Origin of the sequence: Agrobacterium sp. SUL3 (assembly GCF_001263295.1) — a bacterium.
Lineage (GTDB): Bacteria > Pseudomonadota > Alphaproteobacteria > Rhizobiales > Rhizobiaceae > Agrobacterium > Agrobacterium tomkonis.
In genome coordinates this window covers 217,049-237,772 of record NZ_KQ414502.1, presented here as the reverse complement: position 1 = coordinate 237,772, position 20,724 = coordinate 217,049, and the positions used below count along the sequence as shown (strand labels likewise).

19 protein-coding genes are annotated in these 20,724 nt (G+C 59.5%); 9 read left to right on the top strand and 10 right to left on the bottom strand.

Annotated features, from left to right (window positions below):
- Positions 1 to 44: 44 nt before the first annotated feature.
- Entirely contained in the window at positions 45 to 830 is a 786-nt protein-coding gene (locus tag AKG12_RS12235) for a ThuA domain-containing protein (protein ID WP_046801358.1), read from the top strand.
- A 6-nt stretch (positions 831 to 836) separates the two neighbouring features.
- Positions 837 to 1,886: a Gfo/Idh/MocA family protein gene (locus AKG12_RS12230; RefSeq protein WP_052818998.1), complete on the top strand. Its 1,050-nt coding sequence runs from the start codon at positions 837 to 839 to the stop codon at positions 1,884 to 1,886.
- A 243-nt stretch (positions 1,887 to 2,129) separates the two neighbouring features.
- On the opposite strand, the gene queE is transcribed toward AKG12_RS12230, so the two are convergent.
- The 9 genes from queE to AKG12_RS12185 form a co-directional block, all read right to left on the bottom strand.
- Entirely contained in the window at positions 2,130 to 2,885 is a 756-nt protein-coding gene (queE, locus tag AKG12_RS12225; protein WP_052818997.1) for a 7-carboxy-7-deazaguanine synthase QueE, read from the bottom strand.
- Entirely contained in the window at positions 2,882 to 3,238 is a 357-nt protein-coding gene (gene queD / locus AKG12_RS12220; RefSeq protein WP_052818996.1) for a 6-carboxytetrahydropterin synthase QueD, read from the bottom strand. Before queD ends, queE begins: the two co-directional genes overlap by 4 nt.
- Positions 3,238 to 3,948: a 7-cyano-7-deazaguanine synthase QueC gene (gene queC / locus AKG12_RS12215; RefSeq protein ID WP_052818995.1), complete on the bottom strand. Its 711-nt coding sequence runs from the start codon at positions 3,946 to 3,948 to the stop codon at positions 3,238 to 3,240. The genes queD and queC overlap by 1 nt, the downstream gene beginning before the upstream one ends.
- A gap of 143 nt (positions 3,949 to 4,091) precedes the next feature.
- A complete protein-coding gene (locus AKG12_RS12210) occupies positions 4,092 to 5,225 on the bottom strand; it encodes a Gfo/Idh/MocA family protein (protein WP_052818994.1) in 1,134 nt (377 codons plus the stop codon).
- Between the two features lie 24 nt (positions 5,226 to 5,249).
- On the bottom strand, positions 5,250 to 6,014 hold the full coding sequence (locus AKG12_RS12205; RefSeq protein WP_052818993.1) for a sugar phosphate isomerase/epimerase family protein: 765 nt from the start codon (positions 6,012 to 6,014) through the stop codon (positions 5,250 to 5,252).
- Between the two features lie 58 nt (positions 6,015 to 6,072).
- A complete protein-coding gene (locus AKG12_RS12200; RefSeq protein WP_046801477.1) occupies positions 6,073 to 7,161 on the bottom strand; it encodes an ABC transporter ATP-binding protein in 1,089 nt (362 codons plus the stop codon).
- Positions 7,162 to 7,166: 5 nt separating this feature from the next.
- Positions 7,167 to 8,108 carry a carbohydrate ABC transporter permease gene (locus AKG12_RS12195; protein WP_046801365.1) on the bottom strand — a complete coding sequence of 314 codons (942 nt, stop codon included), beginning with the start codon at positions 8,106 to 8,108 and terminating at the stop codon, positions 7,167 to 7,169.
- Positions 8,101 to 9,003, bottom strand: a complete 903-nt coding sequence (locus AKG12_RS12190; RefSeq protein WP_052818992.1) for a carbohydrate ABC transporter permease — start codon at positions 9,001 to 9,003, stop codon at positions 8,101 to 8,103. Before AKG12_RS12190 ends, AKG12_RS12195 begins: the two co-directional genes overlap by 8 nt.
- Before the next feature lie 143 nt (positions 9,004 to 9,146).
- Positions 9,147 to 10,379: an ABC transporter substrate-binding protein gene (locus tag AKG12_RS12185; RefSeq protein ID WP_046801367.1), complete on the bottom strand. Its 1,233-nt coding sequence runs from the start codon at positions 10,377 to 10,379 to the stop codon at positions 9,147 to 9,149.
- A 248-nt stretch (positions 10,380 to 10,627) separates the two neighbouring features.
- Between AKG12_RS12185 and AKG12_RS12180 the strand changes: the two genes are divergently transcribed.
- Positions 10,628 to 11,350 carry a CPBP family intramembrane glutamic endopeptidase gene (locus tag AKG12_RS12180; protein ID WP_052818991.1) on the top strand — a complete coding sequence of 241 codons (723 nt, stop codon included), beginning with the start codon at positions 10,628 to 10,630 and terminating at the stop codon, positions 11,348 to 11,350.
- A 66-nt stretch (positions 11,351 to 11,416) separates the two neighbouring features.
- On the opposite strand, the gene AKG12_RS12175 is transcribed toward AKG12_RS12180, so the two are convergent.
- Complete coding sequence (locus AKG12_RS12175; protein ID WP_052818990.1) at positions 11,417 to 12,847, bottom strand: mannose-1-phosphate guanylyltransferase/mannose-6-phosphate isomerase; 1,431 nt, start codon at positions 12,845 to 12,847, stop codon at positions 11,417 to 11,419.
- 458 nt (positions 12,848 to 13,305) lie between these two features.
- On the opposite strand from AKG12_RS12175, the gene AKG12_RS12170 reads away from it, so the two are divergent.
- From AKG12_RS12170 to AKG12_RS12145, 6 genes are all read left to right on the top strand, one after another.
- Entirely contained in the window at positions 13,306 to 15,594 is a 2,289-nt protein-coding gene (locus tag AKG12_RS12170) for an NADP-dependent malic enzyme (protein WP_052818989.1), read from the top strand.
- A gap of 407 nt (positions 15,595 to 16,001) precedes the next feature.
- Positions 16,002 to 16,841 carry a transporter substrate-binding domain-containing protein gene (locus tag AKG12_RS12165; protein WP_052818988.1) on the top strand — a complete coding sequence of 280 codons (840 nt, stop codon included), beginning with the start codon at positions 16,002 to 16,004 and terminating at the stop codon, positions 16,839 to 16,841.
- A 192-nt stretch (positions 16,842 to 17,033) separates the two neighbouring features.
- Positions 17,034 to 17,777: an amino acid ABC transporter permease gene (locus AKG12_RS12160; protein ID WP_052818987.1), complete on the top strand. Its 744-nt coding sequence runs from the start codon at positions 17,034 to 17,036 to the stop codon at positions 17,775 to 17,777.
- Complete coding sequence (locus AKG12_RS12155; protein WP_052818986.1) at positions 17,774 to 18,556, top strand: amino acid ABC transporter permease; 783 nt, start codon at positions 17,774 to 17,776, stop codon at positions 18,554 to 18,556. Before AKG12_RS12160 ends, AKG12_RS12155 begins: the two co-directional genes overlap by 4 nt.
- Positions 18,557 to 18,568: 12 nt before the next feature.
- The gene (locus AKG12_RS12150) at positions 18,569 to 19,369 is read left to right on the top strand and encodes an amino acid ABC transporter ATP-binding protein (RefSeq protein WP_052818985.1); all 801 of its coding nucleotides are present in this window, start codon (positions 18,569 to 18,571) and stop codon (positions 19,367 to 19,369) included.
- A gap of 4 nt (positions 19,370 to 19,373) precedes the next feature.
- Positions 19,374 to 20,720 (top strand): MmgE/PrpD family protein, encoded by a 1,347-nt coding sequence (locus AKG12_RS12145; RefSeq protein WP_052819080.1) that lies wholly within the window; start codon positions 19,374 to 19,376, stop codon positions 20,718 to 20,720.
- Positions 20,721 to 20,724: the final 4 nt, after the last annotated feature.

Here is a 20,724-nt window from a genome sequence, read left to right as displayed (position 1 = left end):
GCCGGGCTCACCCAAGGTCCCGGCTTTCACCGAGGAGCATGACAATGACCATCAACACCGTTGTATGGGGCGAAAATATCCACGAACACATCAATGAGACGGTGCGTTCGATCTATCCAAACGGCATGCACAACACCATTGCCGACGCGCTGAACCAGAACCCCGAGATCAACGCCACCACCGCCACGCTGCAGGAGCCGGAACACGGGCTTTCGCAGGAGCGCCTCGACAAGACCGATGTTCTGGTCTGGTGGGGCCACAAGGATCATGGCGCGGTGCAGGATGAAATCGTCGAGCGTGTCGCCAAGCGCGTCTGGGAAGGCATGGGCCTGATCGTCCTGCATTCCGGCCACTTCTCCAAGCCGTTCAAGCGCCTGATGGGCACGCCCTGCGCGCTGAAATGGCGTGAGGCGGGTGAACGCGAGCGCCTGTGGACCATCAATCCGCGCCACCCGATTGCAGCCGGCCTGCCCGAGCATTTCGAGCTGGAAAACGAAGAAATGTATGGCGAACAGTTCTCCGTGCCGGAGCCTCTGGAAACGGTGTTCATCTCCTGGTTCCAGGGCGGTGAAGTCTTCCGTTCCGGCCTCACCTGGCGTCGTGGCGCAGGCAACATCTTCTACTTCCGCCCCGGCCACGAGACCTATCCCACCTATCACGATGCCAATGTCCAGAAGGTCATCAGCAATTCGGTGAAATGGGCCTATAATCCGGTTGGCGCACTGAAAAGCATTCACGACGCCCCCAATGTTCCCGTCGACAAGGCTCTGGAGCCGATCGAGGAACGCGGCCCCAAGCTGCACAAGGCAGGCGAAGCAGGTTACAGGTAACAAGCCATGAGACTTCTCATTCTCGGAACCGGCGGCATGGCCAATAACCATGCCACTTATTTCTCGCAGATCCCCGGCGTCGAACTCGTCGCAGCGGTGGATGTGGACGATGTGGTGGTGCGGGGCTTTGCGCTCCGCCACAACATACCGCTCTCCTTCACCTCGCTGGATGACGCCATTGCCTGGGGTGAATTCGATGCGGCAGCCAATGTCACGCCGGACGCGATCCACCATCCGACCAGCCTGAAGCTGCTCGCGGCCGGCAAGCATGTCTTCTGCGAAAAGCCGCTGGCGGAAAACTACGCCAAGGCCGCCGAAATGGCCGATGCCGCTGAAAAGGCCGGCCTCGTCGCCATGGTCAACCTCACCTATCGCAACGTCGCCCCCTTGCAGGCGGCGCGCGAGATGGTGCTTTCAGGCAAGATCGGCAAGGTGCGGCATCTGGAAGCCTCTTATCTCCAGAGCTGGCTCGTTTCCAAGGCCTGGGGCGACTGGATGACGGAGAGCAAGTGGCTGTGGCGACTTTCCACCAAACATGGCTCGAACGGCGTGCTGGGCGATGTCGGCATCCACATTCTCGACTTCGCATCTTACGGCGCGGGCAGCGATGTGGAACGCATCTTCACGCGGCTGAAAACCTTCGACAAATATGAAGGCAACAAGATTGGCGTCTACGACCTCGACGCCAATGACAGCTTCACCATGACCGCCGAGCTGGAAAACGGCGCCATGGGCGTCATCCATGCCAGCCGCTGGGCGACGGGCCATCTAAACGAACTTCGCCTGCACATCCACGGCGACAAGGGCGCGCTCGAAGTCATCCACACGCCTGACTATTCCAGCCTGCGCGCCTGCATCGGCGAGGATGTGGAAAAGGCGATCTGGAAGACGATCGATGTCGACCCCGTGCCGACGAATTACGAAAAATTCGCCAGGGCCGTCATGGAAGGCGGCCCCGCCGACCCGGATTTCCGTCATGCCGCCAATCTACAGAAGGTGCTCGATCTGTCGATCATCGCGGATCGGGAGAGGCGTGAAGTGGCTGTTTCGGCTTGATGCGAAAGAACAACATGCGGCAAAACGTTGCCGCATGTTTCTTCTCCCCGCCGGGAGAAGGTGGCCCGAAGGGTCGGATGAGGGGGCAAGCTCCCCGAATATCGCTGACGTTGGCCCCCCTCATCCCGCTGCCGCGACCTTCTCCCCGGCGGGGAGAAGAAGTAAGTGGCACCCGCTCACTCAATCCGCTATGCGCTTTCTTAAAGACGCGGACTACGGCGTGGAATTTCACTCCCGCACAATCTACACGCCGCGCTTATTCCCCCACAGCAGCACATGCAGCTGCGGCAGCACCCGGGCGGAAAACCAGCGGTCTTCGCTGACCTTGTCCACCAGCCACAACATCCGGTCCATGACCCCGTCGATATCCACGCGCGCATCGTCGTCATCCGGCGGCGGCGGGGTGTGGTTGCCGGGCTGGAGATAGACGGGCAGATGCGGGAAACGCGCGGATGCCGCCTTGGCATAGGCATAATCCGCATCGTCAAACACCACGATCTTCAGCGCCACCTGCGGTCCATCGCCGGCGCCGGCAAGACAGTCTTCGAAAGCCCGCCAGTCCGTTTCCATGCCGCTTGATGGCGGCTTGGGGCTCAGAACCAGATGGTCGAGATCGGCAAACCAGTCTTTGGCGATGCTGCCCTGCGTTTCCAGCGCGAAACGATACCCCTCGCCCTGCCCTTTTGCGATCAGCGACCCCAGCGGCTGGATGGCGGGATTACCGCCTGACAGCGACACCGTCAGCGGCACGCCGCCGGAAAGCCGCCGTACCTCCTGCCAGATCGCTTCGACCGACAGCGGTTTCCATGTGTCGCGATAGGCGCTGTCGACCGCATGCAGCGTATCGCACCAGGAACAGCGGTAATCGCAGCCACCGGTACGCACGAAAACGGTGGGCAGACCGATCAGCACGCCTTCGCCCTGAATGGTCGGACCGAAGATTTCGCTGATGCGGATCGTGGTTTCCTTCGCTGCAATCTTTTGTGCAGCCGCCGTCACGGCCGATATTCCGCCCAGGTCTTGGCGGTTTCGCTCACCCGCACGGCGCTGGTTTCCGGCAGGCGATCCTTGCACCAGTCGTAGAAATGCTTCGCCAGGCATTCCGCCGTCACCCGATCATGGCCGAGAACGTCGTTCAGGTGGCGATGGTCAAAATGATCGTCGATATAACGCTTTAGCGGCGAAAGCTCGTGATAGTCGCGCACGAAACCGTGCTCGTTCAGGGCTTCGCCCGATAATTCGACCTCAACGATGTAATTATGGCCGTGCAGACGGTTGCACTGGTGATCGGACGGCAGGCTTTTTAGCTGATGCGAGGCGGAGAAGTGAAATTCCTTGGTAATGCGGAACATCAGCGCACCTCCTGTGCCGCAAAGGCATGGGTGGCCGCTACCCAGAAGTCCGGATCCTCATAATCAGTCGGATCGGTAACACCGGCCAGATGAAAGGCCTCGCGTCGTTCAACGCAGGTGCCGCAACGACCGCAATGGGTGAGACCACCCTTGTAACAGGACCATGTTTCGCCAAACGGCGTGCCGTATTTCACCGCATCGGTAACGATTGCCGCTTTGGAAACCGTGACATAGGGCGCAAACAGGGCGACATCGGCATAACCTTCCAGCGCATGCGCCTGCATGGCATTGAAGCTGTCGATGAAGCCCGGCCGGCAATCAGGATAGATGAAATGATCGCCGCCATGCACGGCAATCGCAACGGCATCCGCCTGCTGCGCGGCAGCAAGGCCGAAGGCGATGGTGAGCATGATGGCATTGCGGTTCGGCACCACGGTGGAGCGCATGGTCTCTTCCGCATAATGCCCATCCGGCACCGCAATGTCGTCCGTCAACGCCGAACCGGTGAGATGCGCGCCGATGGTTCTGATGTCGATGACATGATGCGGCACGCCGAGCCGTTTGGCACAATCGGCGGCGAAGTCCAGCTCCTTCCTGTGGCGCTGGCCATAGTCGAAGGAGACGAGAGCGAGAAGTTCGTGTTCCGCCGCGATTTTATGCGCAAGCGAAACGGAGTCCAATCCGCCGGAGCAGATGACGATGGTTTTCATAATTTTGGATCCCTTGTTTTGACCGGGTGGGCTGCGACCGGATACGGCGCGGCTTTAAACCAAAGCGAAGGGATTGTGAAGGGCTGCAGCAAAAACAGGAAAGCGGCGAAGTCGCCCTCGCCGCATTCCTGATAATGAACGCGTCAACGCAGCAGCGCCTGCGCCTCTTCTATGCCAAGTGCCGCAGGCTGGGTGCAGGTCGTCGTCATCTCGATGAAGCGGCCTTCCTCGCCGGACTTCAGGATCGAGGTCATCACGTCGATGCCATGCAGCGAGCGATCGAGCGAGCAACGGGCATCACGACCTTCAAGGATGGCAATCGCCATATCGGCAAGGCCGGCGGTGCGGTAGTTGGCGCGCGGGCCGTTCGGGCTTTCCTGATTGGCAATGCCGAAGGGATGCGCCCAGTCTTCCAGCGGCTGGATGTTCTTGTCGCGACCACTGGCTTCGACCACGCCGCCAAAGAAGTTCGGGTCCGGCACGTAGATCGAGCCTTCCGTGCCGTAAAGCTCCATATTGGCGTGGCGATGCGACCACACATCCCAGCTGGCTGAAAGCGTGATCGTCGCTCCGTTCACGAATTCCAGAAGCGCGTGGATATTGGTCGGCGTTTCGACCGGAATGATCTCACCATTCAGCGGCTGGCTGGTCACCGTGCGGGTGGGGTTCGCCATCGTCGTCAACGCCCCGACACGTTTGACCGGGCCGATGAGGTTGATGAGGTTGGCGACGTAATAGGGACCGAGATCGAGGATCGGCCCGCCGCCCTTCAGGAAGAAGAAGCCCGGATTGGGGTGCCACATTTCCATGCCGGGGCTCATCACGTGGCAGGTGCCTGACGTGATGCGCCCTACCTTGCCGTCATCGATATATTGCCGGGCAAGCTGATGCGCACCGCCGAGGAAGGTATCCGGTGCGCAGCCGACGGAAAGCTTCTTTTCGCGGGCGATGCGCCGCAATTCCTCGCCTTCTTCCAGTGAGAGCACCAGCGGCTTTTCCGAATAAACGTGTTTGCCAGCCTCCAGGGCGGCTTTCGATACCGGAAAATGCGCGGCGGGAATGGTGAGGTTCACCACCACGTCGATGTCCTTGTTGGCGAGCAGTTCCTCGATGGACTGCGCGACGACACCGAATTCTTCCGCCCTCAGTTCCGCCGCATTGCGGTTTAGGTCGGCGCAGGCGAGCACCTTGATGCCCTTGAAGAGCGGCGCCAGCGAAAAGTAAGCAGACGAGATATTGCCGCATCCGATGATGCCGACGCCAAGATCCCTGGCCATGATGAAAACTCCGAAAATTGAAACTCAGTAGGTTTTGAAGGATGCGATCGAGCGGGTGATCAGCCGGTCGATATCTTTCGGATTGTCGTGCTCAACCACGAAATGTTTCGTGGCGGATTTCGCCTTCAGCGCGGCGACAAGGACCTTCCAGTCAACCGTGCCATGGCCGACATCCGCCCAACCGTCTTCATCCGCGTTTTCCCCTGATGGTGCGATATCCTTCACATGCACGGCGGTGATGCGCTTGCCATAGCTTTCGATCCAGGCAAGCGGATCGGCATTGCCCCTGATAATCCAGGCGATATCCGCTTCCCACTTCAGGTCTGGTCCACCGGCAAGAATCTGCTCCTGCGGGGTGGAACCATCGGCAAGCGCCTTGAACTCGAAGTCGTGGTTATGCCAGCCGAAGTTAAGCCCGGCATCGACGAAGGGTTTGCCGGCTTCCTGCAGCCGCTTGCCGAAGGCGAACCAGCCTGCGGCATCCGCCGGGCGCTGGTCGGGCATCAGGTAAGGGCAATAGATCGCCTCCACGCCCAGAACCTTGGCAATATTGAGCGCCTTTTTCGGATCGCCTTCCAGAAGATCGAGGCCAAAATGGCCTGTTGGCATGGAAAGACCGTTGGCGTCGAGTTCGGCGCGCAGAGCCTTCAAACCGGCATCATCCAGCGACGCATACATGGCGCCGTAACCTTCTACCTGTTTGTAACCCGCCGCCGAAAGCTTCTTCAGAATGTTGGAAAAAGGCTGGAAATTGCGGGCGCTGTAAAGCTGAAAACCGAGTTCTGTCATTGTCTCCTCCATAGAGATGTGGGGTCTTGGGATTGTGTGTGGGGGAATTATCGAGCCTCTAAAGCCGATCCTCGCTCTCGGCGTCGAACAACGAGGCCATGGTCAGGTCGAGGCCGAGGCGAACCTTGGTGCCCGGCGAAAACCGCCTGTGGCCGCCGACACGCACGGACATCGTATGGCCGGCATGTTTCAGCCAGATCAGATTGTCGGCGCCCATCGGCTCCTCGATATCGACGATCGCCTCATGCACCTCACCGGCGACGATATCGGCATCGACCCGCACATGTTCGGGGCGCACGCCGAGAACCACGGCGCGGCCGGCTGCAAGCGGCGCCTCCGGCTGATATCCGTCCAGCGAGAAGGTGACGCCATTGGTGGTGAAGACGACCTTGCCGTCCTTCTCGATCAGCTCGCCGCGCAGGAAATTCATTGATGGCGAACCGATGAAGCCGGCGACGAAGAGGTTCTTCGGCTTGTTGTAAATGGTAACGGGATCGGCGAGCTGCTGGATGACGCCGCTTTTCATGATGGCTATGCGGTCCGCGAGCGTCAGCGCCTCGATCTGGTCATGCGTCACATAGATCATGGTGTTCTTCAGCGACTGGTGCAGCCGCTTGATTTCGACACGCAGTTCCGAGCGCAGCTTGGCATCGAGGTTCGAGAGCGGCTCGTCAAACAGGAACACATCCACATCGCGCACCAGCGCCCGTCCGATCGCCACGCGCTGGCGCTGTCCGCCGGAAAGCTCGGCCGGCTTGCGCTTCAGCAGCGGTTCGATCTGCAGGATGCCGGCCGCCCGTTTCACACGCCGCTCGATTTCCTCCTTCGGCACCTTCGCGACCTGAAGGCCGAATGACAGGTTCTTCTCCACCGTCATCTGCGGATAAAGCGCATAGGACTGGAACACCATGCCGATACCGCGATCCTTCGGCTCTTCCCAGGTGACGTTGCGGTCCTTGATGAAGATCTGCCCATCGGTCGGTTCCAGAAGGCCCGCAATGCAGTTGAGGAGCGTCGACTTGCCGCAGCCGGAAGAGCCGAGCAGCACGAGGAATTCACCGTCGTAAATATCGAGATTGAGGTCTTTCAGCACGGTAACGGCACCGAAGGACAGGGAAAGATCGCGGATGGAAACGCTTTTATTCATATAGCTCAACCTTTTACTGCGCCTGCGGCAATGCCGCGCACGAATAGCCTGCCGGAGACGAAATAAACGATCAGCGGCACGGCACCCGTCAGAAGGGTGGCAGCCATGTTGACGTTGTATTCCTTCACGCCCTGCACGGAGTTGACGATGTTATTGAGCTGCACCGTCATCGGGTAATATTCCGGCCGCGTGAACACCACGCCGAACAGGAAGTCATTCCAGATGCCGGTCACCTGCAGGATCATCGCCACAACGAAGATCGGCAGCGACATGGGCAGCATGATGCGGAAATAGATCTGCCAGAAATTGGCACCATCGATGCGCGCCGCCTTGAACAGCTCCTCCGGCAACGAGGCGAAATAGTTGCGGAACAATAGCGTCAGGATCGGCATGCCGAAGATGGTGTGCACGATGACGAGGCCGGTCAGCGTGCCATAAACGCCCATTTCCCGCAGCACGATGACGATCGGATAGATCATCACCTGATAGGGAATGAAAGCGCCGATGATGAGGATCGAGAAAAACAGCTCCGATCCCCTAAACTTCCAGTTGGCCATGGCGTAGCCGCTGACGGAAGCGACAACGATCGAAATGACGACGGAAGGCACGAGAATGCGCACCGAGTTCCAGAAGCCGCGCGACAGCCCGTCGCAGTTCAAGCCCGTGCAGGCATTCGCCCAGGCTTTCACCCAGGGCTCAAAGGTGATTTCCACCGGCGGCGCAAAGATGTTGCCGAGACGGATTTCCGGCATGCCCTTCAGCGAGGTGACGACCATCACGTAAAGCGGCAGCAGATAATAGGCGGCGGCGACGAACAGTGTGCCGTAAAGAATGATGTTGCGGCGGGAAAAGGTCTTTCTCGGCTTCCTGCCGCGCGGGCCGGAAAGGTCTTTGGCAACCGCATCGGTGGCGGCCACGACCGTGTTTAATGTGCTGATATTAGCCACGCTTCTTGCCTCCAAATTCGAGGTAGGCCCATGGAATGATGATGATCGCGACAGTCAGAAGCATCATGGTCGAGGCGGCAAAGCCCTGCCCCAGATTCTGCGCCTGAAACATGTAGTCATAGACATATTTCGCGGGCACTTCAGACGCGATGCCCGGCCCGCCGCTGGTCTGCGCCACCACAAGATCGTAGACCTTGACGATGCCGCTGGCGATGATGACGAGGGTGGTGATGAAAACCGGTCGCATCATCGGAATGATGATGAGGATATAGGTCTTCCACATCGGAATGCCGTCGACGCGCGTCGCCTTCCAGATATCCTCATCGATACCGCGAAGACCGGCCAGCATGAGGCACATGACCAGCCCCGTGCCCTGCCAGAGCGCTGCAATCAGGATGCCGTAGATGACGATCTGCGAATTATAGAGCGGATCGAAGGTGAAGCTTTCCCAGCCGAGCGAACGGACCACGGACTGGATGCCGAATTCCGGGTTCAGCAGCCATTGCCAGACAAGGCCGGTAACGATGAAGGACAGCGCAAAGGGATAAAGGAATATGGTGCGGAAGGTGTTTTCGAACCGGATTTTCTGGTCCATCAGTGCCGCCAGCACGAAGCCGATGACAAGGCTGAAGATCAATGACAGAACGCCGTAGATCGCCAGATTCTGGATGGAAACAATCCAGCGTGGTGCTGCCCACAGCCGCTCATACTGGTCAAAACCGATGAAGCTTGCCCGCGGCAGAAGCTTGGAATTGGTGAAGGAATAAATCACCGTCCAGACCGTGCCGCCGAGGAAGATCACCATGGCGGTCAATATCATGGGAATGGAGGCAATCTTGGAATTGAGATTGCGAAAAAGCTGATTGGGACGCCTGGAGCGCGTTTGACCTGCCATGTTACCTCCTCCTGTAACGTTACAGTCAACGGTCAGGCAAAAGCCCTACCGCATGAAACCCCTGCCCGCACTGGTGATTATTGCACGGACCGGACGTTGGAGCGGGGAGCGGCGAACCGCTCCCCAACCCGGAGAGATCACAATCAGTCAGCTGAACCGATAAGGTCCGCAAAGCGCTTCTGCCCATCTGCCGCAGACATTGAGCCGGCGAAGAATTCCGCCATCAAATCTTCCTTCTGCTTTTGCGTATCGGCGGAAATCAGCTGGTCGGTGCTGGTGAGCGCATTGCCCTTGGCCAGGATTGCCAGACCCTTCTTCATGCAGTCATTGGCGGCGTTGAGATCGACGTCGCCGCGGATCGGCAAGGAGCCCTTCTTCAGGTTGAAGGCGACCTGCGTTTTCGGATCGACGATGGTTTCGGCCAACACGTCCTGCGCCTTGGTTTTCGCCTCGTCTTTCAGGACCGGGAAATAAAAGGCGTCGCCGCCGGTGGTGATATAGTCATTGAGGCCGAGACCCGGCAGGCAGGAATAATCCGTACCCGCTTTCTGGTTTGCAAGCTGGAATTCGCCCTGCGCCCAGTCGCCCATGATCTGGCCGCCGGCCTTGCCTGTTATGACCATGTTGGTGGCCTGGTTCCAGTCCTGAACATTGGTGCCCTTGGCCATATCGCGAGCCTCGACGGCCGCTGCGAAAATCTTCGCCATCTCCGGCCCGGCTGCCGCCTCGGCATCCTTGTCGCCATAGACCTTCTGATAGAGGTCTTTGCCGCCGATCGAAAGCGTCAACGTGTCGAACAGGCCGTTCGCCTGCCATGCCTGACCGCCGAGCGCCAGCGGCTGGATGCCGGCCTTTTTCAGCGCCGGTGCGGCTGCAACGAATTCCGTCCAGTTCTTCGGAACCTCGACGCCCGCCTTCTTGAAGGCTTCGTTGGAAAGCCACAGCCATTGCCAGGAATGGATATTGACCGGTGCGCAATAGATCTTGCCGTCGATGGTGCAGCTGTCGAGCAGACTTGCCGGCTTGATGACCTCTTTCCACTTGCCCTTTTCGGCAACGTCCGACAGGTCGCGCATCAGGCCGGCCTGCACCAGCTCTTCCGCCTGCCGACCATGGTTGAACTGGGTTGCGCCCATCGGGTCGCCGCCGGTGATGCGGCTGATCATGATCGGACGGGCGGTGCCGCCCGAACCGGCAATCGCGCCATCCACCCATTTATTACCGGTGGCATCGAAAGCCTTGGCAAGCTCGGCCACCGCTGCGGCTTCGCCGCCCGATGTCCACCAATGGGTCACCTCAAGATCGGTGGCCCCGGCAATACCCGCTGGAATCATAACACTGGCCAAAAAGGCCGCAGAAATAACACGCATTCGCATGAGTCTCCTCCCTCACTGAAACGTTGCAGTTGGAACGTATGCGAAGATTTTTGATTAGGCAACCGCCCGAGATACGAATCTCACCATCCTTCTTGTGAGGTGTTTCGAACGGCCGGAAAATGCGGAACGACCGGGCGAAACGCAGGAGCGAGCCGCGTAACTTACCGGCAATGCCCATCCTCTACTGTATCGGGACGGACACCGGCACAAGACCGGGTGAGCAACAAGGTAAAGCGGGCAGAATGACCATGAAACGTTGGCATATTCTTTTGCTCATCGGTTTGGCCGGTGTGGCATCGCTTTTACTGGCGGGTTTCGAGCAGCTTGCGCCGGGAATGCAACTTTCACTCGCGATGCGCCTGTTGATGCTGATCCAGCCGGCAATTCTGACCGTTGCGGCAGTCTCGGTCGGCCAGGCTCTGGCCGCAAAAGCTGGGCTTGGCGCGCCGCTGGTCGATGCCTGGCTGCAGGGAGGCAACCTCCGCACAATACTGAAAAGGCAGATGCCGCCCGCACTGCTGGTGGGTCTCGCCGTCAGCCTGCTGATGATCACCTATGCGCGGGTAATCCTGCCATCGGTCACGGATGCGGTGACCATGGCAAAGATGACCGCTTTTCCCGTTCCGCTGACAACCCGCATTCTTTACGGCGGCATAACGGAAGAGTTGCTGACCCGATGGGGCCTGATGTCATTTTTCGCATGGGCACTCTGGCGCTTGAGCGGCAAGGGTGAAGTCCGACCGGCCATTTTATGGGCCGCCATCGTGCTGGCCGCCGCCCTCTTCGCCGCCGGTCATCTGCCGCTTCTGTTCACGATTGCCGCGCAGCCGCAGCCGTCGCTGATCATTACAATCCTGCTCGCCAATTTTATCCCCGGCCTGTTGTTCGGGTGGCTGTTCTGGCGTCGGGGACTGGAGGCAGCAATATTTTCCCACGCCTTCGCCCATTGCGTGAATGCGCTCGCATCCTGAACGGAAAACGGCAGTCTGCACGACCGCCGTTTTTGGCTTTTAGAATATAGCCTTAGCCCACAACATCTAGTCTCGCTTGTAATCATCCTCGATGCGGATGACATCATCCTCGCCGATATAGGCCCCGGTCTGGATTTCGACCAATTCTAGCGGGATCTGCCCCTCATTGGCCAGCCTGTGCGGCTGGCCGATCGGGATATAAACCGACTCGTTTTCCGTCAGCAGCTTCGTCTCTTCGCCAATCGTCACCGTCGCCGTTCCCTTGACGACGATCCAGTGTTCCGAGCGGTGATAATGTTTCTGGAACGAGATGCGGTGGCCGGGATCGACCGTGATGTGGCCAACCCGGTAACGCTTATCCACATACATGTGTTCGATATAACCCCAGGGGCGATAAACGCGCTTGTGCGCCTGCGTCTGAGGCGCATGGTCGCCGTCCTTCAGCGTCTCCACCAGACCCTTCACATCCTGCACCCGGTTTTTCGGCACCACCAGAACCGCATCCTTGGTGGCCACCACCACCAGATCCTTGGCGCCCACCACCGTCGTCAGCAATTGCGTGGAGTGAATGAGGCAGCCCTCGGAATCGATGAACACACCATCACCCTCGAGCGCATTGTCATTGCCGTGCTTGTCGGCAATCTCCCAGATCGCGTCCCAGCTGCCGATATCCGACCAACGGAAATGGCCATGCACCACCGCCATGCGCTTGGTTTTTTCAATAACCGCATAATCGATGGAGTTTTTCGGCGAGGCCTCGAAGCTTGCCTGATGCAGGCGCACGAAACCTAGGTCGCTTTCATATTGCTCGACCGCCTGCGTCACCGCCGCCAGAATTTCCGGCGCGAAGGCCTTGAGTTCGGCGATCATCACGTCGGAGCGGAACAGGAAGTTGCCGGAGTTCCACAGATAACCTTTTTCCAGATAGGAAATCGCCGTCTTTACATCCGGCTTTTCGACAAAGGCATCGACGGTGCTGAGATCGGCCTCGCCGTCGATCGCCTCACCCGGCTTGATATAACCGTAGGAGGTACGCGGCTCGGTCGGCACCAGACCGAAGACGACGATATTGCCCTGATCGGCGGCCTTGGCGCCAAGTTTCACGGCATCGGAAAACTTGTCGGCATCCAGCACCACGTGGTCGGCGGCAAGCGCCAGTACCAGACATCCGGGTTCGCGGCGCTCCGCCAGCACGGCGGCAGCGGCCATCGCGGCGGCGCTGTCGCGGCGGGCAGGTTCAAGCACCACCGTTGCCGGCAGATCGATCTCTTCTGCCTGACGGCGGGCGAAAAAACGGAAATCCTCGTTGGTGATGACAAGCGGCTCGGCGTAAAGCCCCTTGTCGCCCACCCGCATCAGTGTCTGCTGATAGGTCGAAAGATTGCCGACCAGCGGCTGGAACTGCTTGGGCAACTGGTCGCGCGAAACAGGCCAGAGCCGAGAGCCAGCGCCGCCTGCAAGAAGAACCGGCGTGATCTTTCGAGAGTGTTCCTTCACAATAAAACCTTTCCAACTCTAAAAAATTTCCCGGCGCGCCGGACAATATACATTTTTGCCAATGCTGCCATCATCGGTTCACGGGCAGACAAGCACAAGCTCATAAATTCGCCCTGTGAAAGCTTGGTGAACGGATGGCGGGGGCAGCTGAAGGGCATGTGGATTGCCTGCGGGCTCCTTCCGCTAACGCGAGGTGGCTTGTGAGGTTCCATCCGCGCCGGCACCAAATATCGCGGAGTATCGAAGGCCGCATCTGCAGCCTGAATGATGATCGATCGAACCGGCCGACCCCGCGCCGGGTGAAGAATATTGACTTAATCGATTGAATCGGCCGCAAATTTCATCACGCTTAAATTTGCTGCACTGAACAACATTCAACGCTTGGCAGGCGTGCAAAAAATACCATAACAACAACGAATATTTTTATACTGATAACGACAGGAAAGCGCACACAGCCCATGTCCGACACGCCAAAACCCGCCAGCACCAGAACATCGGTTACGGATCAGGAAGCCCTGGATTTCCACGCGCAAGGCAGACCGGGGAAACTGGAAATCACCCCGACCAAGCCGATGGCAACGCAGCGGGATCTGTCGCTTGCCTATTCGCCTGGCGTGGCTGTACCGGTGAAAGCCATCGCCGAAAATCCGGCGAGTGCTTACGATTATACGACGCGCGGCAACATGGTGGCGGTCATCTCCAACGGCACCGCGATCCTCGGTCTCGGCAATCTCGGCGCGCTCGCCTCCAAGCCGGTCATGGAAGGCAAATCGGTTCTGTTCAAGCGCTTCGCCGATGTCGATTCCATCGATCTAGAGGTCGATACCGAAGATGCCGATGAATTCATCAATTGCGTGCGCTACCTCGGCCCCTCCTTCGGCGGCATCAATCTGGAAGACATCAAGGCGCCGGAATGTTTTATCATCGAAAGCCGCCTGCGCGAGCTGATGGACATTCCCGTTTTCCATGACGACCAGCACGGCACCGCCATCATCGCCGCCGCCGGTCTCATCAACGCCATCGAACTGACGGGCCGCGATTTCAAGACTACGAAGCTGGTCTGCAATGGCGCGGGCGCCGCGGCCATCGCCTGCATGGACCTCATCAAGGCCATGGGGTTCAACCCCGAAAACATCACGCTTTGCGATACCAAGGGCGTGATCTATCAGGGCCGCACCGAAGGCATGAACCAGTGGAAATCCGCCCATGCGGTCAAGACCAATGATCGCACGCTGGCGGAAGCCATGAAGGGTGCGGATGTCGTTTTCGGCCTCTCCCAGAAGGGCGCTTTCAGCGAAGAGATGATCCGTTCCATGGCGCCGAAGCCGATCATCTTCGCCATGGCCAATCCCGATCCGGAAATCACGCCGGAAGAAGTCTCGCGCATCCGCGACGACGCCATCATGGCGACCGGGCGCTCGGATTATCCGAACCAGGTCAACAACGTCCTCGGCTTCCCCTATATCTTCCGCGGCGCGCTCGATGTGCGCGCCCGGCAGATCAATGATGCGATGAAGATCGCCGCCGCGCAGGCGCTGGCCGATCTTGCCCGTGAGGACGTGCCTGATGACGTCGCAGCCGCCTATCAGGGCAATCGCCCGCGTTTCGGGCCGCAATATATCATTCCCGTTCCCTTCGATCCGCGTCTGATCTCGGCCATTCCGGTGGCCGTGGCGAAAGCAGCCATCGAAACCGGCGTCGCCCAGCGCGAACTGCCTGACCTCGACGCCTATGCCCGCGAGCTATCCGCCCGCCGCGACCCAATGGCTTCGACGACGCAGCGTCTCTACGAGCGCGTGCGCCGCTCGCCGAAGCGTGTCGTTTTTGCCGAAGCGGAAGAAGAACAGGTCATGCGTGCGGCAATTTCGTTTACCGCTCAAGGTCTTGGCACGGCCATCCTCCTCGGCCGCGACGATATCATCAAGGCCAATGCGGAACGTGCCGGCATCGATCTCGACCGCGCCAATATCGAGATAACCAATGCCCGCCTCTCCAGCCGCGTCGATGCCTATGTCGATTATCTCTATGCGCGGCTGCAGCGCGGCGGCTTCCTGCTGCGCGACGTGCAACGCCTGATCCACAATGACCGTAACCACTTTGCCGCCTGCATGGTGGCGATGGGCGATGCGGATGCCGTGGTAACCGGCGTTACCCGTAACTATTCCACGGCGCTGGAAGATATCCGCCGCTGCATCAACACCAAGCCCGGCCACCGCGTCATCGGCGTTTCGCTGGTTGTTTCGCGCAACCGCACCGTCTTCGTCGCCGATACCGCCGTGCATGACATGCCGTCCGCCGAAGACCTTGCCGATATCGCCGAAGAGGCGGCCGGCCTCGCCCGCCGTTTCGGCTACGAGCCGCGTGTGGCGATGCTTGCCTATTCCACCTTCGGCCAGCCAACCGGCGAACGGTCCGACAAGGTGCGCGAGGCGGTGAAAATCCTCGACCGGCGCAATGTCAACTTCGAGGTTGACGGAGAAATGTCTGCCGATGTGGCGCTCAACCATCATCGCATGCAGAGCCAGTATCCCTTCGCCCGGCTTTCCGGCCCGGCCAACGTGCTGGTCATGCCCGCCATCCATTCCGCCTCCATTTCCACCAAGATGCTGCAGGAACTGGGCGGCGCAACCGTCATCGGCCCGCTTCTGGTCGGTCTCGACAAATCGGTGCAGATCACCTCGATGGGTGCGAAGGACAGCGATATCGTCAACATGGCGGCGATTGCAGCCTATAATGCCGGGCGGTGACGACGGCGCGAAACGTTGCCACTTGTTTCTTCTCCCCGCCGGGGAGAAGGTGGCCCGAAGGGTCGGATGAGGGGGCAACGTTGCCGTACCTCACGACCCTTGCCCCCTCATCCCGCTGCCGCGACCTTCTCCCCCTCGGGGAGAAGAAACAAGCGGCACGCGCTCGCTCCGCATGTGGCCATCCGGTCCTCAGCAACATCCGGATTACTCTCCCGCCCCTGACGGATAGGCAAACAGCAACGGGCGGAAAGAACAGGATTCTACAATTCTAGATTATTAGGATATTTTTTCGCGATCAAAGCTTTATTGGAACACGATTTTATTCATAGTATTTTTTGCGCAATGCCAATTCTCGCTCTTGGCGGGTGCCTCATGTAGTTTCCATCTACAATCAAAAGGAAATACCCATGGCCCTCTCTTTTTCCAGATTTGCCGCAAAACTCATCGCCGGAACCGTCGTCATCGCTTCGATGGCCTCTGCCGCTCATGCGGACGCAACGCTTGACCGTATCAAGGGTCGCGGCAAGCTCACCGTCGGTGTCATCCTCTCCGGCGCGCCTTTCGGTTTCATCGATCCGAAGACGCAGGAACAGAAGGGCCTCAATATCGATGTCGCCAAGGCGCTGGCCGCCGGCCTCGGCGTTGAGCTGGTCACCGAAACCGTGACCCCGCCCAACCGCGTGCAGTTCCTGCAGCAGGGCAAGGTCGATATTCTCATCGCCAACATGCAATACACCGAAGAACGCGCCAAAACCCTCGATTACGTGCAAACCCCCTATGACCGCCAGGGCGGCGCCGCCATCGGCCGCAAGGACAGTGGCATCAAGGACTGGTCAGACCTGAAGGGCAAGATCGCCTGCGTTTCGCAAGGCTCGAACTACACCCAGCCGCTGATCGAGCAATATGGCGCACAGGTTAAGGCCCTGCCGAGCCAGCCGGAATCGCTGCTGGCGCTGAAGGGCGGCAATTGTGATGTTTCCGTTCACGTCAACGGCACGCTGAGCCTGATGCTGCAGGACCGCGCCGACGAGTGGAAGGATTACGGCATTCTTATCCCCACCGACCTGATCCCTTCCGATTCCGTGATCTGGCTGCGCAAGGGTGAGGCTGACACGCAGGCCGCTCTGGACAAGATCGTCAAGGAGCTGCACGCTTCCGGCAAAATGATCGAATTCGCCAAGGCAAACCGCCTGCCAAGCATCGGCTACATGGAAGAGCAGCAGAAGAAGCTTTCCGCCGCGCAATAAGCCAGGCGCAGGGTCTCTCCGTTCCATGCCTGTCCTCACCGAAGGGTGAGGATGATGCCGAACAGGCGGAATGGTTTCCCATGACCATCAGGAACGGCCGGTTTCGCCTGCCGTTCTTTTCTGCTTTATAACAAGGCAGGCCATTCTGGCGCCGCCCACCCAGCGGTTCCGCGATAACAGCATGGATTTCCGATGCAGGATTCATTTACAGCGCGCTTCATTGAACTCGCCGCGCATCTCGGCCTCAACTATGATTTTCTGAACAGCGGTTACGAGGTTCAGATCTGGCTTGATGGCATGAAGATGACGCTCATCCTCGTCGCCGTTACCTTGCCGCTCAGCCTCATCTTCGGCTTCATTTTCGCGGCCATGCTGACGTCAGGCAAAGTATGGCTCGCCGGCCCGGTGCGCGCCTATGTGGAACTGACGCGCAACACGCCGACGCTGGTGCAGCTGATGTGCGGTTTCCTCGTGCTCAACATGCTGATTTCCAACGTGCTGGGCGGCGCGCAGAACAACCCGCTGACGCCCTTCTTCTGGGTCGTCGCCATTACCGGCCTGCACATTGCCGCCTTCCATGCGGAGGCGTTGCGCGGCGGCATCGAGGCGGTTCCAGCCACCACCATCGAGGCGGCACGTGCGATCGGTTTCAGCTCCTTCGAGGTTTTGCGTTACGTGGAGTTTCCGCTGGCGATCCGCACGGCGCTGCCCTCCATCATCAACAACCTCGTCAATCTGGTGAAGCTCACCACGGTCGGCTCGGCAATTGCGGTCGGTGAAATCACCTATGCCTCGATCTTGATCTGGACGCAGCGCGACAATGTGGTCGAGCTGATGCTCGTCATTCTGATCTTCTTCAGCGTCATCAATTTCATCGTCGCAAGGGCCGGTCTCTGGCTTGAGCGACGTCTTGCGGTTCCGGGGTTCGGTCAATGAGCGCGGTGGTTTCTCAAACGCGGGCGGCAAAAAAGCTGCCCTTCGGCACCATTCTGCTGCTCGGCGTGCTGATTGCCGTCGTGTCATGGCTGGTTCTCGATCCCTCGCTCGGCCAGGTGCTGCTGCAATGGCTGCCCTATCTGGCCAAGGGTTTTGCCATGAATGTGCTGATCAGCATTCTGGCGATCGCCATCGGTACTTTCATCGGCGTCCTGCTCGGCATCATGGAGCTTGCGCCCTATCGTCTGGTGCGGGCGCCGGCGCTCACCTATGTGCAGATTTTCCGCAACGCCCCGCATCTGGTGCTGATCTTCGCCGCGACTTACATTTTCCCCTTCGAGATCGTCGCCTTCGGCAACTACATTCCGTTTCCGGACTGGATCAAGGCCGTGGTCGGGCTTGCCATTCCGGCCAGCGCCCATATCGCCGAAATCACCCGCGGCGCCATCCAATCCATCCCCACCGCGCAATGGGAGGCCGCGCAGGGCCTTGGTTTTTCGCGCAATCAGACGCTGCGCTGGATCATCCTGCCGCAATGCGTGAAACGTTCGCTGCCGCCATGGATGAACCTTTATGCCTCCATTACCATGGGCACGGCGCTTGCATCGCTGGTTGGCGTTCATGAGCTTCTGCATGCCGCGACAGACGCCAGCACGGCCGTGCAGCGCAATGACTTCACCGTCGTCGTTTATCTCACCGTTCTGATGGCGTTCTTCCTGTTCTGCTATCCCGTCTCCCGTTTCACGCAGCGCCTCGAGCGGCGCTTCGCTTCCCGCTGATTGGAACAAGCCATGTCCGCACCCGCACCACAAACCAACGCAAAAGCTCTGGTAGAACTGGAAGGCATACACCTGTCCTTCGGTGACAATCAGGTTCTGAAGGGCATCGATCTTACGGTGAACAAGGGCGACGCCGTCTCCATCATCGGCCCTTCCGGCTCCGGCAAATCCACGATCCTGCGCTGCATCAACGGCCTGCTCATTCCGCAATCCGGCAAGATCACCGTCGGCGGCACCCGTGTCGACCTGCTGAAAACCGAGGCCGAGCGCATAGCGCTGCGCAAGCGCATCGGCATCGTCTTCCAGCAGTTCAACCTCTTCCCGCATCTGACCGTCATGGAAAACATCACCATCGCGCCGATCAAAATCCTCGGCACGCCGAAGGCGGAAGCAGAACGCCACGCCCGTGAACTACTGGAAAAAGTACGCCTCTCCCAGAAAGTCGATGCCTATCCCGGCCAGCTTTCCGGCGGCCAGCAGCAGCGCGTGGCCATCGCCCGTGCATTGGCCATGCGGCCGGAACTGGTGCTGTTCGATGAGGTTACTTCCGCGCTCGATCCGGAAACCGTGGGCGAAGTGCTCGCCGTCATCCGCGATCTCGTCAATGACGGCATGACCAGCATTCTCGTCACGCACGAAATGCGTTTTGCCGAGGAAATCAGCGACAATATCGTTTTCACTGAAAATGGCCTGATCGTTGACCAGGGCACGCCTGACCATATCTTCTACAAGTCGACCAACCCGCGCATCAACGCCTTCGTCAAGGGTCTGGGAGGACAGGCGGCACGGCTCAATGATGGCGAAGGGATCTGACGCCATGGCCGCCGAGGAAAAACTCACCCTTCATCTGGCCGAAGCCATCGCCGCTTCCGATCCGCTGCGCGACGATGAGGCCGTGACGATTGCCCGCACGGCGCTGATCGATTTTTTCGCCTGCGTACTGGGCGGTGCTGCCGACAGAAGCACCAAAATCCTGATCGACAGCTTTACCTCGGGCACCTCAGGCACGGCGGGCATTATCGGCCACGATCTGCGCACCGATGTCTTTACGGCCGCCCTCATCAACGGCCATTCCGGCCATGTGCTTGATTATGACGATGTGCATGGCAGCGTGCGCGGTCACCCCACCGTCGCCATCATTCCCGCACTTCTGGCCGTTGCTGTCGAGGAGAATTCGACGGCGGATGCCTTCATCGCCGCCTATATTGTCGGGCTGGAGACGATGGCGCGGATTGGCTTGTCGCTTGGCACCAAACATTACGAAAACGGCTTCCACGCCACCGCGACGCTCGGCCCTATCGGCGCTGCCGCTGCCATCGCCCACCTTCTGAAATTCGATCCGCAGACCACAGCCGTCGCGCTTGGCTTCGCCGCCACGCAATCGGCCGGGCTGCGTCTGCAATTCGGGTTCGATGCCAAGCCGCTGCATGCCGGGCTCGCCACCCGCGCCGGCCTCACCGCCGCGCGGCTGGCGCGGTCAGGGTTTCAGGGCGCGCCGGATTTTCTGGAAAACCCCATCGGCTTTTATTCCGCCTTCGCCTTCGGTGCAGAGCAACCAAAACGGGTCTTGTCTGGCTGGGGCGCACCCTGGCAGATCGTCTCGCCCGGCTTGACGCTCAAGGCCTTTCCCTGCTGCACCGCCGCCCACCCCGTCGCTGTCGGTGCGCTGGCACTGCGCAGCGCGCATGATCTGACGCCGGACGAGATCGCAACTGTTATCATCACCTTCCCGCCGGGCGGCGATGCGGCCCTCGTCGGCCCCGCCACGCCCACGACCGGCATCGATGCGCGCTTCAGCGCCGAATATGTTTTTGCCGCAGCGCTTGCGGATGGAGCACTCGGGATTGGCCATTTCGACGAGCGCCCGGCACGCGCCGACCTGCTCACACTTTCGGCAAAAGTCTCGCGCCGGCATGATGAAACAGCCCGTCGCCTGTCCCCCGATCCGACCACCCGTTTCGTGGTTATCGATGTGACAAAGAAAGACGGCACGTTGCTGTCACGCCGCATCGACGGCCTGCCCGGCATCGACGATCCAACGGAGAAATTCGCCGATGCCACTGGCGGCAATAAGAAATTCGCCGAAATTCCGGCACTGGTGCGATCCATGAAAACCGCAGCCGATCTCAGGAAGCTCGAAACGCTTCTGGCAACTGAAATATAACTCG